Here is a 12,579-nt window from a genome sequence, read left to right on the forward strand (position 1 = left end):
TTTCTACGTTTAAGACAGGATCACTATGCCGGCTTCATTCGTTCACCTACGCCTGCACACTGAATACTCCCTGGTCGACGGCCTGGTACGGATCAAACCGCTGGTCAAAACCCTGGTGGGCATGAACATGCCTGCCGTCGCGGTCACCGATCAGAACAACATGTGTTCCCTGGTCAAGTTCTACAAGAACGCCATGGGCGCCGGCATCAAGCCGATCTGCGGCGCCGACCTGTGGCTGTCGAACAAAGACCCGGATAACCCTCTGAGCCGCATCAGCCTGTTGGCGATGAACGGCGTCGGTTATCGCAACCTCACTGAACTGATTTCCCGTGGCTTCATCGACGGCCAGCGCAACGGCGCGGTGATCATCGAGCGTGAGTGGGTGGCCGAGGCCAGCGAGGGCGTGATCATGCTCTCGGCGGCCAAAGAGGGCGAAATCGGGATCGCGCTGCTGGGCGGCAACCCGCAGGAAGCCGAAGTGCTGGCCCGCGAGTGGATGGCCGTGTTCCCTGACCGCTTCTACCTGGAAGTCCAGCGCACCAACCGCCCCAACGATGAAGAACATCTGCACGCCGCCGTGGCCCTGGCCGACAAGCTGGGCGCGCCGCTGGTGGCGACCAACGATGTGCGCTTCATCAAGAAGGAAGATTTCGAAGCCCACGAAACCCGCGTGTGCATCGGCGAAGGGCGGGCCCTGGATGACCCGCGCCGCTCGAAAAACTACAGCGAAGAGCAATACCTCAAAAGCGCCGAGGAAATGGCCGAGCTGTTCAGCGACCTGCCCGAGGCCCTGGAAAACTCCGTCGAAATCGCCAAGCGCTGCAATATCGAAGTGAAGCTGGGCAAGCACTTCCTGCCCAACTTCCCGATTCCCGAAGGCATGACCATCGATGAGTATTTCCGCAAGGTATCGTTCGATGGCCTGGAGGAACGCCTCTCGGTCCTGCTGCCCAAGGACACCACCGAAGATTACGAAGCCAAGCGTCAGGTCTACGTCGACCGGCTGAATTTCGAGCTGGATATCATCATCCAGATGGGGTTCCCCGGTTACTTCCTGATCGTGATGGACTTTATCCAGTGGGCCAAGAGTAACGGCGTGCCGGTCGGTCCAGGCCGGGGCTCGGGTGCCGGCTCGCTGGTTGCCTATGTGCAGAAGATCACCGACCTCGACCCGCTGGAATATGACCTGCTGTTCGAACGCTTCCTTAACCCGGAACGGGTCTCCATGCCCGACTTCGACGTCGACTTCTGCATGGACGGTCGCGACCGCGTGATCGAATACGTGGCCGATAAGTATGGCCGCAACGCCGTGAGCCAGATCATCACGTTCGGTTCCATGGCGGCCAAGGCGGTAATCCGCGACGTGGCCCGGGTGCAGGGCAAGTCCTACGGGCTGGCGGATCGCCTGTCGAAGATGATCCCGTTCGAAGTCGGCATGACCCTGGAAAAGGCCTACGAGCAGGAAGAAATCCTGCGCGACTTCATCAAGGTCGACGAAGAAGCCGCCGAAATCTGGGAGATGGCGCGCAAGCTCGAAGGCGTGGTGCGTAACGTCGGTAAACACGCCGGTGGCGTGGTGATCGCGCCGACCAAGCTCACCGACTTTTCGCCGATCTATTGCGACGAAGAAGGCGATGGCCTGGTGACCCAGTTCGACAAGGACGACGTGGAGGCGGCCGGCCTGGTGAAGTTCGACTTCCTCGGCCTGCGGACTCTGACGATCATCGACTGGGCGCTCAAGACGATCAATCGCGAGCGTGCCAAGGTCGGCGAAGCACCGCTGGACATCGCGTTTATCCCGCTGGATGACAAGCCGACCTACAGCCTGCTGCAAAAAGCCGAAACCACGGCGGTGTTCCAGCTGGAATCCCGCGGCATGAAAGAGCTGATCAAAAAGCTCAAGCCCGACTGCCTGGAAGACTTGATCGCACTGGTCGCCCTGTTCCGTCCGGGCCCGCTGCAATCGGGCATGGTGGATGACTTCATCAACCGTAAGCACGGTCGCGCCGAACTGGCCTACCCGCACTCGGACTACCAGTACGAAGGCCTCAAGCCGGTACTGGCACCGACCTACGGCATCATCCTGTACCAGGAACAGGTGATGCAGATCGCCCAGGTCATGGCCGGTTACACCCTCGGTGGTGCGGACATGCTGCGTCGCGCCATGGGTAAGAAAAAGCCCGAGGAAATGGCCAAGCAGCGCGGCGGTTTCATCGAGGGTTGCGCCACCAACAATATCGACGCCGACCTTGCCGGTAACATTTTCGACCTGGTGGAAAAATTCGCCGGTTATGGCTTCAACAAATCTCACTCCGCTGCCTACGGCCTGGTGTCGTACCAGACCGCCTGGCTGAAGGCCCACTACCCGGCGCCGTTCATGGCCGCGGTACTCTCGGCGGATATGCACAACACCGACAAGGTCGTGACCTTGATCGAGGAAGTGCGAACCATGAAGCTGCGCCTCGACGCGCCGGACGTGAACGCCTCGGAGTTCAAGTTCACCGTGAACGACGAAGGCCGCATCATCTATGGCCTGGGCGCGATCAAGGGGGTGGGCGAGGGCCCGGTGGAAGCGATCACCGAGGCGCGCCAAAACGGCCCGTTCAAGGATCTGTTCGATTTCTGCGCGCGGGTCGACCTCAAGCGCATCAACAAACGTACCCTTGATGGCTTGATCCGCAGCGGCGCCCTCGACCGTCTCGGCCCGTATTTCCATGATGAGCCGAAGGCCTACCAGGCGAATATCGACCGCAATCGCGCGGTGCTGCTGACCGCCATGGAAGAAGCGATCAAGGCCGCCGAACAGACCGCCCGCACCCACGACAGCGGTCACGCCGACCTGTTTGGCGGGTTGTTCGTCGAAGAAGACGCGGATGTCTACGCCAACCATCGCAAGGCCAAGGAGCTGACCCTCAAGGAACGCCTCAAAGGTGAGAAAGACACCCTGGGCCTGTACCTGACCGGTCACCCGATTGACGAATACGAAGGGGAAATCCGTCGTTTCGCCCGTCAGCGCATCATCGACCTGAAACCGGCGCGCGACACCCAGACCGTCGCCGGCATGATCATCGCCCTGCGGGTGATGAAAAACAAAAAGGGCGACAAGATGGGCTTTATCACCCTCGACGACCGCTCCGGCCGGATCGAGGCGTCGCTGTTTGCCGATGCGTTCCATTCGGCGCAGTCGCTGTTGCAGACCGACGCCATGGTGGTGGTGGAAGGGGAGGTCAGCAACGACGACTTCTCCGGCGGCCTGCGCCTGCGGATCAAGCGCGTGATGAGCATGGAAGACGCGCGCACCAACCTGGCCGAAAGCCTGCGCTTGAAGGTCAAAACTGAGGCGCTCAAGGGCGATCAGCTGCGCTGGTTGGGGGACTTGCTCAAACGCCACCGTGGCGCATGCCCGGTGACCATGGAATACACCGGTAACGACGCCAAGGCCATGCTGCAGTTCGGCGAGACCTGGCGAATTGATCCCGCTGATGGCTTGATTCAAGCATTGCGTGACCAGTTCGGTCGTGACAACGTCTTCCTCCAATACCGTTGACGATCAGGTGATGGCAAATAGCCTGATCTCGACCAAACATTTAATCTCGACCTAGACGCGCCTCTCCCTTAAGGTAGGGCGCGAATAGACAACCGGCTGGCCAGGCACTCCTTGGCCGTCGACCCAAGACGGACGCTTATGAACCCGAATTTTCTTGATTTCGAACAGCCGATCGCTGACCTGCAAGCCAAGATCGAAGAACTGCGCCTGGTCGGCAATGACAACTCGCTGAATATCGGCGATGAAATCGCTCGCCTGCAAGACAAGAGCAGCTCGCTCACCGAAGACATCTTCGGCAAGTTGACCAGTTGGCAGATTGCGCGCCTGGCCCGCCATCCGCGCCGTCCGTACACCCTGGACTACATTCAGCACATCTTCACCGAGTTCGACGAGCTGCACGGCGACCGCCACTTCTCCGACGACGCCGCCATCGTGGGCGGTATCGCTCGCCTGGACGACCAGCCGGTGATGGTGATCGGTCACCAGAAAGGCCGTGAAGTGCGTGAGAAAGTCCGCCGTAACTTCGGCATGCCGCGTCCGGAAGGCTACCGCAAGGCTTGCCGCCTGATGGAAATGGCCGAGCGCTTCAAGATGCCGATCCTGACGTTCATCGACACCCCGGGCGCGTACCCGGGTATCGACGCCGAAGAGCGCAACCAGAGCGAAGCGATCGCCTGGAACCTGCGCGTCATGTCCCGCCTGAAAACCCCGATCATTGCCACCGTGATTGGTGAAGGTGGTTCCGGCGGCGCGTTGGCCATTGGTGTCTGCGACCAACTGAACATGTTGCAATATTCGACCTACGCGGTGATCTCGCCGGAAGGTTGCGCCTCGATCCTGTGGAAAACCGCCGAGAAAGCGCCGGACGCTGCCGAAGCGATGGGCATCACCGCCGATCGCCTCAAGGGCCTGGGGATCGTGGATAAAGTCATCGCCGAACCATTGGGCGGCGCCCACCGCGACCCGGCCGCCGCTGCCGCGACCATCCGTGCCGAACTGGGTTCGCAACTGGCGATGCTCAAGAAGCTGGATACCGAAGCACTGTTGGCCCGGCGTTACGAGCGCCTGATGAGCTACGGTCTCTAAACCGCAGCCGTAAAAAATGTGGGAGGGGGCTTGCTCCCGATTGCTGAGTGTCAGTCAATGCATCTGGTGACTGACCTGCCGCAATCGGGAGCAAGCCCCCTCCCACATTTGCTTTGTGTATGCTTGGCCAACGTATTCCAGGTTTGCGGCGGTAACATCTGATGAAACCATTACTCTCCGCCAAACTCCTGCAAACCCTGGCGCCCTGGCGCAACGCTTCGGCCTGGCATATCGCTTTTTCCGGCGGGCTTGATTCCACCGTCTTGCTGCACCTCCTGGCAAATCTCGCCAAAACTGAGAAGCTTCCTACGCTCGGCGCTGTTCATGTCCACCATGGCCTGCAAGCTGCGGCCGATGCCTGGCCCGCTCATTGTCAGTCGGTCTGTGACGCCCTTGGCGTGCCGTTGCGGGTGATGCGCGTGCAGGTGCGGGCTGGCGCAAGCCTGGAGCGCGCAGCCCGTGATGCGCGCTATCAGGCATTCAGTGAGGTGGTCGGGGTAGGGGAAGTGTTGCTCATCGGCCAGCACCGCGACGATCAGGCCGAAACCTTGCTGTTTCGTCTGTTGCGCGGCGCGGGGGTGCAAGGGTTGGCGGCCATGCCGATGCAGCGTGCGCTGGCGGGCGGTCATCTGCTGCGGCCGTTACTGCGCAGTTCACGCGCGCAACTGCAGGCCTACGCCGAGGAGCACCAGTTGACGTGGATCGAAGACCCTTCCAACGCCGATCCCCGCTTTTCGCGCAATTACCTGCGCCATCGTGTATTCCCGCGCCTGACCGAGCGCTGGCCCCAGGCCGTGGCCAACCTGGCCCGCGCCGCTGAACATTTGAGCGAAGCCCAAGGTCTGTTGGACGAGTTGGCGCACATCGACCTGCAAGCCGCCGAGCAGCCTTCGCCTTTTCCGTGGCTGCCCTTGCCGTCCTTGGCCCTGGCGCCGCTGTGTGAGCTTTCCGACGCGCGTCAACGCAACGCCCTGCGCCATTGGCTGAGCCCGCTGACGCGTTTACCCGACAGCGACCACTGGGCCGGCTGGCATTCCCTGCGCGACGCCAAGCTCGATGCACAACCCCTGTGGCGCTTGGCCAACGGCGATCTGCACCGTTGCGGCGAGCGCATCTGGTGGCTGCCCTCCAGTTGGTCGGAGTTTTCCGACGCATCGGTGAGCTGGGCGCAGCCGCAAAACCCGCTAGAGTTACCGGGTAATGGCCAACTCCGGTTGATCGGTCGGGTTCCCGAGGGCGTGTTGCAGGTTCGCTATCGCCAGGGCGGCGAAATCATCGACATTCCGGGGCGCGGTCGGCGCGATTTGAAGCGTCTGCTCAACGAAAGTGGGCTGCCGGGTTTTGTCCGTGGCAGATTGCCGCTGCTGTATCGGGGCGAGCAATTGCTGGCTGTGCCCAGCCTTGCAGGGCTTTGGAAGACGTCGAATGACGGCTGGCAATTACATTGGATGCCACAGACCTGCGATCAAGGTTTGAGCTGATAGCGCCTTTCCGGTAGACTACGCTCCCTTCTTGATACAACTTCTGTGGATTCGCCTGAATCGCAGCAGTTGCCGATTACCAAGCAGTCTTTGCTGGGCGATTCCAAAAAATGTGTAGCGATCAACGTACCGGTGTTTCATTGCTGGTCTGTCACCACGCGGCGGTTTTTTTGAAAGGTGCACTGTGATTAATGCAGGTGATCGGGGGCTTCGGCCTTCCTTCGCTTTCCCCGGCGGCTCGGACCGCTTTAACGCAGACTTCTAGGGTTTTTCATGACGCGCTACATATTCGTCACGGGCGGTGTTGTTTCTTCATTGGGGAAAGGCATTGCCTCCGCTTCATTGGCGGCCATCCTGGAGGCGCGGGGACTTAAGGTCACCATGCTCAAGCTGGACCCGTACATCAACGTTGACCCGGGCACCATGAGCCCGTTCCAGCACGGTGAAGTGTTCGTCACCCACGACGGCGCCGAGACCGACCTGGACCTGGGCCACTACGAGCGGTTCATCCGCACGACCATGACCCAGAACAACAACTTCACCACCGGCCGTGTCTACGAACACGTGCTGCGCAAGGAGCGTCGTGGTGACTACCTGGGTGCAACCATCCAGGTGATCCCGCACATCACCGACGAAATCAAGCGCCGCATCATCAAGGGCGCGGGCGATGCCGACGTGGCGATGGTCGAGATCGGTGGCACCGTGGGTGACATCGAATCCCAACCGTTCCTCGAAGCCATCCGCCAGTTGCGTTTCGAAGTCGGCGCCAAGCGCGCGATGCTGATGCACCTGACACTGGTGCCCTACATCGCCACCGCCGGCGAAACCAAAACCAAACCAACCCAGCACTCGGTCAAGGAACTGCGTTCCATCGGCCTGCAGCCGGACGTGCTGGTGTGCCGTTCCGATCACCCGATCGATATTTCCTCGCGTCGCAAGATCGCGCAGTTCACCAACGTTGAAGAGCGTGCGGTGATTGCCCTGGAAGACGCCGACACCATCTACAAGATCCCGGGCATCCTGCATTCCCAGGGCCTGGACGATTTTGTGGTCGAGCGTTTCGGCCTGCAATGCGGCGGCGCGGATCTGTCCGAGTGGGAAGCCGTGGTCGACGCCAAGCTCAACCCTGAGCACGAAGTCACCATCGCCATGGTCGGCAAGTACATGGAGCTTTTGGACGCGTACAAGTCGCTGATCGAAGCGATGAGCCACGCCGGCATCAGCAACCGTACCAAGGTCAACCTGCGCTATATCGATTCCGAAGACATCGAGAACCAAGGCACCGCGCTGCTCGAAGGCGTCGACGCGATCCTCGTTCCAGGCGGTTTCGGCCTGCGTGGCGTGGAAGGCAAGATCACCGCCGTGCAGTACGCTCGTGAGCACAAGGTGCCGTACCTGGGGATCTGCCTGGGCATGCAAGTGGCCGTTATCGAGTTCGCTCGTAACGTGCTGGGTTGGAAAGACGCCAACTCCACCGAGTTCGATCATTCCAGCGGCCACCCGGTCGTAGGCCTGATCACCGAGTGGGAAGACGCCACCGGCGCCGTTGAAACCCGTACCGAATCGTCCGACCTGGGCGGCACCATGCGCCTCGGCGCGCAAGACTGCCTGCTGGAGCCGGGTTCGCTGGTTCACGACTGCTATGGCAAGGACGTGATCGTCGAGCGTCACCGTCACCGCTACGAAGTGAACAACAACCTGCTGCCGCAGATCAAAGCAGCCGGCCTGAAAGTCTCCGGTCGCTCCGGTGACGGCAAGCTGGTCGAAGTGGTCGAGGCGCCGGATCATCCATGGTTCGTGGCCTGCCAGTTCCACCCTGAGTTCACCTCGACGCCGCGCGACGGTCACCCGTTGTTCAGCGGTTTCGTTAAAGCAGCACTGACGCAACATCAGAAGAAGGCGTGAAGCTGATGGCCCAGAAGATCATTCGCGTAGGCGACATCGAGATTGCCAACGACAAGCCCATGGTGCTGTTCGGCGGCATGAACGTGCTGGAAAGCCGCGACATGGCGATGCAGGTCTGTGAAGAGTACGTCAAGGTTACCCAGAAACTGGGTATCCCTTATGTGTTCAAGGCCAGCTTCGACAAGGCCAACCGTTCGTCCGTGACCTCCTATCGCGGCCCGGGCCTTGAAGAAGGCATGCGGATCTTCCAGGACATCAAGCAAGCCTTCGGCGTGCCGATCATCACCGACGTCCACGAGCCTGAACAGGCTGCCGTGGTCGCCGAGGTGTGCGACATCATCCAGTTGCCGGCCTTCCTGTCGCGCCAGACCGACCTCGTGGTCGCCATGGCCAAGACCGGTGCGGTGATCAATATCAAGAAAGCCCAGTTCCTCGCGCCCCAGGAAATGAAGCACATCCTGAACAAGTGCGTGGAAGCGGGTAACGACCAGTTGATCCTCTGCGAGCGCGGTTCGAGCTTCGGCTACAACAACCTCGTGGTGGACATGCTCGGTTTCGGCATCATGAAACAGTTCGAATACCCGGTGTTCTTCGACGTGACCCACGCGCTGCAAATGCCGGGTGGCCGCGCCGATTCCGCTGGCGGGCGTCGTGCCCAGGTATTGGACCTGGCCAAGGCCGGCATCAGCCAGTCCCTGGCCGGCCTGTTCCTGGAAGCCCACCCGGACCCGGACAACGCCAAATGCGACGGTCCTTGCGCCCTGCGCCTGGACAAACTGGAGCCATTCCTGGCCCAGCTCAAGCAGTTGGACGAACTGGTCAAGAGTTTTCCGATGGTAGAGACCGCGTAAGCGCCATTTCTCCGTGTAGGAGCCGAGCTTGCTCGCGATGAGGCCCGAGAGGGCACTATTACTGGCAAGTTCGTTCCAAATATTGCAATGTGCGCGACAAGTTAAATCGAGCGGTATAGAGCATTTTCGTCAACTTTGGAGTGTTTACAACAATGGCAAAAATCGTCGACATCAAAGGTCGTGAAGTTCTCGACTCCCGTGGCAACCCCACCGTCGAAGCCGACGTGCTTCTCGATAACGGCATCATCGGCAGCGCTTGCGCGCCGTCCGGTGCTTCCACAGGTTCCCGCGAAGCGCTGGAACTGCGTGATGGCGACAAGAGCCGTTACCTGGGCAAGGGTGTCCTCAAGGCGGTAGCCAACATCAACGGTCCGATTCGCGACCTGTTGCTGGGCAAAGACCCGCTGGACCAGAAAGCCCTGGACCACGCGATGATCAAACTCGACGGCACTGAAAACAAAGGCAGCCTGGGTGCCAACGCCATCCTCGCCGTGTCCCTGGCCGCCGCCAAGGCCGCCGCGCAGGACCAGGACCTGCCGCTGTACGCCCACATCGCCAACCTTAACGGCACTCCGGGTGTGTACTCGATGCCGGTGCCGATGATGAATATCATCAACGGCGGCGAGCACGCCGATAACAACGTCGACATCCAGGAATTCATGGTGCAGCCGGTTGGCGCCAAGACCTTCTCCGAAGGCCTGCGCATGGGCACCGAGATTTTCCATCACCTCAAGGCTGTGCTGAAGGCCCGTGGCCTGAGCACCGCCGTGGGTGACGAAGGTGGTTTCGCGCCGAACCTGGCGTCCAACGAAGATGCACTGAAAGTCATCTCCGAAGCCGTAGCCAACGCCGGCTACACCCTGGGCACCGACGTGACCCTGGCCCTGGACTGCGCTGCCAGCGAATTCTACGAAGACGGTAAGTACAACCTGTCCGGCGAAGGCCAGGTGTTCAACTCCGAAGGGTTTGCCGAGTACCTCAAGGGCCTGACCCAGCGCTACCCGATCATCTCGATCGAAGACGGCCTGGACGAGTCCGACTGGGACGGCTGGAAAATCCTCACCGACAAGATCGGCGAAAAAATCCAGCTGGTGGGCGACGACCTGTTCGTGACCAACACCAAGATCCTGAAAGAAGGCATCGACAAGAAGATCGCCAACTCGATCCTGATCAAGTTCAACCAGATCGGCACCCTGACCGAAACCCTGGAAGCCATCCAGATGGCCAAGGCCGCGGGCTACACCGCCGTGATCTCGCACCGCTCCGGCGAAACCGAAGACTCGACCATTGCCGACCTGGCCGTGGGCACGTCGGCGGGCCAGATCAAGACCGGCTCGCTGTGCCGTTCCGATCGCGTGTCCAAGTACAACCAATTGCTGCGTATCGAAGAGCAACTGGCGGGTAAAGCCAAGTACAACGGTCGCAGCGAGTTTCGCGGCTGATCAGTAAATGGTAAAAAGTCGGCAGATTGTGTCGGAAAAATCACGAGAGTGTGAAATTCGACGCTAATCTGATGACGATCAAGCACAAGCCTGGGTCTTCCAGGCTTCGTGCTATCCGTTGCTGCAAAAGTTTTGTATGGCGGTCTTTTTTCACTGGATACCCGATATTCGATGCGCAGTCCCAATTGGTTGTTCCTCGTCTTGCTCTTGTTGCTGGCTGGCCTGCAGTACCGCCTATGGGTGGGTAATGGCAGCTTTGCGCAGGTAAAAGACCTGACCCAGCAAATTGCCGACCAGCACGCCGAAAACGAACGCCTGCTGGAGCGCAATCGCGTTCTCGATGCCGAGGTGCTTGAGCTGAAAAAAGGCACGGAGACCGTCGAAGAGCGGGCTCGCCATGAGTTGGGCATGGTCAAGGAGGGCGAAACCCTCTACCAGTTGGCCCAATGAATCACCGTTTGCCGGCCTTCTGGGCCGTGATTCCTGCCGCGGGCATCGGTGCCCGTATGGCTGCGGACCGTCCCAAGCAGTACTTGCAACTGGGCGGGCGCACTATTCTCGAACACAGCCTTGGCTGTTTTCTCGACCACCCCTCGCTCAAGGGCCTGGTGGTCAGTCTTGCTGTTGATGACCCTTACTGGCCTCACCTCGCGTGTGCCGCTGACCCGCGTATCCAGCGGGCGGACGGTGGCTCGGAGCGTTCGGGCTCGGTACTCAATGCGTTGCTGCAGCTCAATGCCCTGGGTGCCAGCGATGATGATTGGGTCTTGGTGCATGATGCGGCGCGGCCTAACCTGAGTCGTGACGATCTCGACAAACTGCTCGCCGAACTCGCGGACGATCCGGTGGGTGGCCTGCTGGCTGTGCCGGCCCGCGATACCCTCAAGCGTGTAGACAAGCATGGTCGCGTCATCGAGACCGTTGACCGCAGCTTGATCTGGCAGGCCTACACGCCGCAGATGTTCCGCCTGGGTGCGCTGCACCGTGCACTGGCCGACAGCCTTGTGGCCGATGCGGTCATTACCGACGAAGCGTCGGCCATGGAATGGTCTGGCCAGGCGCCGCGCCTGATCGAAGGGCGCTCGGACAATATCAAGGTGACCCGGCCCGAGGACCTGGAATGGCTGCGACTACGCTGGGCCAATCGGCTGTAGGAGCGAGCTTGCTCGCGAAAAACTTGAGAGCGCCGCTTCAATCCAGATTGTCCGCGTTATCGTTGACGTTTTTCGCGAGCAAGCTCGCTCCTACATAAACGATAAACGCCATCAATGCTCAGTACCGTACTCCGGCCGTTCGGCCAACCCTGCCTTTAAATAATCCACCAGCTTCCTGACCTTCGGCGACAAATGCCGCTGCTGCGGATACAACGCCCACACCGCCGTATTCGGCGGCTGATGCGCTTCCAGTAACGACACCAGCGCGCCACTGTGCAAATGCTCGAGCACGTAATAGTCCGGCAACTGACACAAGCCCACCCCTTGCAACGCCGCGTCCAACACCGCTTGCCCACTGTTGCAGCGCCAGTTGCCCTGCACCCTTTGGGAAAATTCGCGCCCGTCCTGGGCCAGTTGCCAGATGTCCGAGCTGCCGATCAGGCAATTGTGCCGAGTCAATTCCGACAAACTGTGCGGCCGCCCATACCGCGCCAGGTAGGACGGCGACGCGCACAAGTACATGCGGCGCGGCGCCAGGCGGCTGGCGACCATGCGCGAGTCTTGCAGGCGTCCCAGGCGAATCGCCAGGTCGAGACCTTCGTGTACCAAGTCCAACTGACGATTGCTCAGTTCGATGTCCACCCGCAGTTGCGGGTAAAGCCCCATGAACCGCGTCACCAACGGCACGATGAATCGTTCGCCATACGCCACGGCGCAGGTCATGCGCAGCATGCCCTTGGGCTCGCTGGCGAGGTCGCCGACGGCGCGCAGGGCCTCTTCGCGGCCATCCTGCAGGCGCTGGCAGTGTTGCAGAAAGGTCTGGCCGGCTTCGGTCAGGGTCACCTTGCGCGTACTGCGATACAGCAAGCGCGTTTGCAGCCGTTCTTCCAGGCGAGCCACTTGCCGGCTGATGTGCGACGAAGACACCCCAAGGCGTTCCGCCGCCGCGGTGAATTGGCTGCATTCAGCGACGGCGACGAACTCATCGATGCCTTCCCAGCGGTTTTCCAGCATGGCGATTATCCCTGTACAGCAATAAAGTTTTGCTTTTGCCTGGATTATTAATCAGCGGGGCATGTTTTACACTCGCCGTCTTAGTTTTTAACTCCCAGG

The 12,579-nt window shown here is 60.5% G+C and carries 9 protein-coding genes; 8 read left to right on the forward strand and 1 reads right to left on the reverse strand.

Going from position 1 to position 12,579, the window contains the following annotated elements:
* The first annotated feature begins 25 nt into the window (after nucleotides 1-25).
* The 8 genes from dnaE (at nucleotide 26) to ispD (ending at nucleotide 11,466) form a co-directional block, all read left to right on the forward strand.
* The gene (gene dnaE, locus ACP7E3_RS19230) at nucleotides 26-3,547 is read left to right on the forward strand and encodes a DNA polymerase III subunit alpha (RefSeq protein WP_126589172.1); all 3,522 of its coding nucleotides are present in this window, start codon (nucleotides 26-28) and stop codon (nucleotides 3,545-3,547) included.
* 138 nt (nucleotides 3,548-3,685) lie between these two features.
* Nucleotides 3,686-4,633: an acetyl-CoA carboxylase carboxyltransferase subunit alpha gene (locus ACP7E3_RS19235; protein ID WP_017844753.1), complete on the forward strand. Its 948-nt coding sequence runs from the start codon at nucleotides 3,686-3,688 to the stop codon at nucleotides 4,631-4,633.
* A gap of 161 nt (nucleotides 4,634-4,794) precedes the next feature.
* The gene (gene tilS / locus ACP7E3_RS19240; RefSeq protein ID WP_426124083.1) at nucleotides 4,795-6,114 is read left to right on the forward strand and encodes a tRNA lysidine(34) synthetase TilS; all 1,320 of its coding nucleotides are present in this window, start codon (nucleotides 4,795-4,797) and stop codon (nucleotides 6,112-6,114) included.
* 273 nt (nucleotides 6,115-6,387) lie between these two features.
* On the forward strand, nucleotides 6,388-8,019 hold the full coding sequence (locus tag ACP7E3_RS19245) for a CTP synthase (RefSeq protein WP_026139768.1): 1,632 nt from the start codon (nucleotides 6,388-6,390) through the stop codon (nucleotides 8,017-8,019).
* A gap of 5 nt (nucleotides 8,020-8,024) precedes the next feature.
* Complete coding sequence (gene kdsA / locus ACP7E3_RS19250; protein ID WP_126589174.1) at nucleotides 8,025-8,870, forward strand: 3-deoxy-8-phosphooctulonate synthase; 846 nt, start codon at nucleotides 8,025-8,027, stop codon at nucleotides 8,868-8,870.
* Between the two features lie 152 nt (nucleotides 8,871-9,022).
* The gene (gene eno, locus ACP7E3_RS19255; protein ID WP_017844757.1) at nucleotides 9,023-10,312 is read left to right on the forward strand and encodes a phosphopyruvate hydratase; all 1,290 of its coding nucleotides are present in this window, start codon (nucleotides 9,023-9,025) and stop codon (nucleotides 10,310-10,312) included.
* A 171-nt stretch (nucleotides 10,313-10,483) separates the two neighbouring features.
* Complete coding sequence (ftsB, locus tag ACP7E3_RS19260; protein ID WP_003172294.1) at nucleotides 10,484-10,762, forward strand: cell division protein FtsB; 279 nt, start codon at nucleotides 10,484-10,486, stop codon at nucleotides 10,760-10,762.
* Nucleotides 10,759-11,466 carry a 2-C-methyl-D-erythritol 4-phosphate cytidylyltransferase gene (ispD, locus tag ACP7E3_RS19265; RefSeq protein WP_017844759.1) on the forward strand — a complete coding sequence of 236 codons (708 nt, stop codon included), beginning with the start codon at nucleotides 10,759-10,761 and terminating at the stop codon, nucleotides 11,464-11,466. The genes ftsB and ispD overlap by 4 nt, the downstream gene beginning before the upstream one ends.
* Nucleotides 11,467-11,577: 111 nt before the next feature.
* Here ispD and ACP7E3_RS19270 read toward each other — a convergent pair whose 3' ends face one another.
* Nucleotides 11,578-12,480, reverse strand: coding sequence for a LysR substrate-binding domain-containing protein (locus ACP7E3_RS19270; RefSeq protein WP_046384458.1), 903 nt, complete (start codon nucleotides 12,478-12,480; stop codon nucleotides 11,578-11,580).
* Nucleotides 12,481-12,579: the final 99 nt, after the last annotated feature.

The sequence above is a fragment of the Pseudomonas sp. PSPC2-3 genome, assembly GCF_049898265.1.
Lineage (GTDB): Bacteria > Pseudomonadota > Gammaproteobacteria > Pseudomonadales > Pseudomonadaceae > Aquipseudomonas > Aquipseudomonas veronii.

Coding starts and splice junctions, on each gene's coding strand:
- ACP7E3_RS19245 (WP_026139768.1), top strand. CDS start 6,388: ATGACGCGCTACATATTCGTCACGGGCGGTGTTGTTTCTTCATTGGGG.
- tilS (WP_426124083.1), top strand. CDS start 4,795: ATGAAACCATTACTCTCCGCCAAACTCCTGCAAACCCTGGCGCCCTGG.
- ftsB (WP_003172294.1), top strand. CDS start 10,484: ATGCGCAGTCCCAATTGGTTGTTCCTCGTCTTGCTCTTGTTGCTGGCT.
- ispD (WP_017844759.1), top strand. CDS start 10,759: ATGAATCACCGTTTGCCGGCCTTCTGGGCCGTGATTCCTGCCGCGGGC.
- eno (WP_017844757.1), top strand. CDS start 9,023: ATGGCAAAAATCGTCGACATCAAAGGTCGTGAAGTTCTCGACTCCCGT.
- dnaE (WP_126589172.1), top strand. CDS start 26: ATGCCGGCTTCATTCGTTCACCTACGCCTGCACACTGAATACTCCCTG.
- ACP7E3_RS19270 (WP_046384458.1), bottom strand. CDS start 12,480: ATGCTGGAAAACCGCTGGGAAGGCATCGATGAGTTCGTCGCCGTCGCT.
- ACP7E3_RS19235 (WP_017844753.1), top strand. CDS start 3,686: ATGAACCCGAATTTTCTTGATTTCGAACAGCCGATCGCTGACCTGCAA.
- kdsA (WP_126589174.1), top strand. CDS start 8,025: ATGGCCCAGAAGATCATTCGCGTAGGCGACATCGAGATTGCCAACGAC.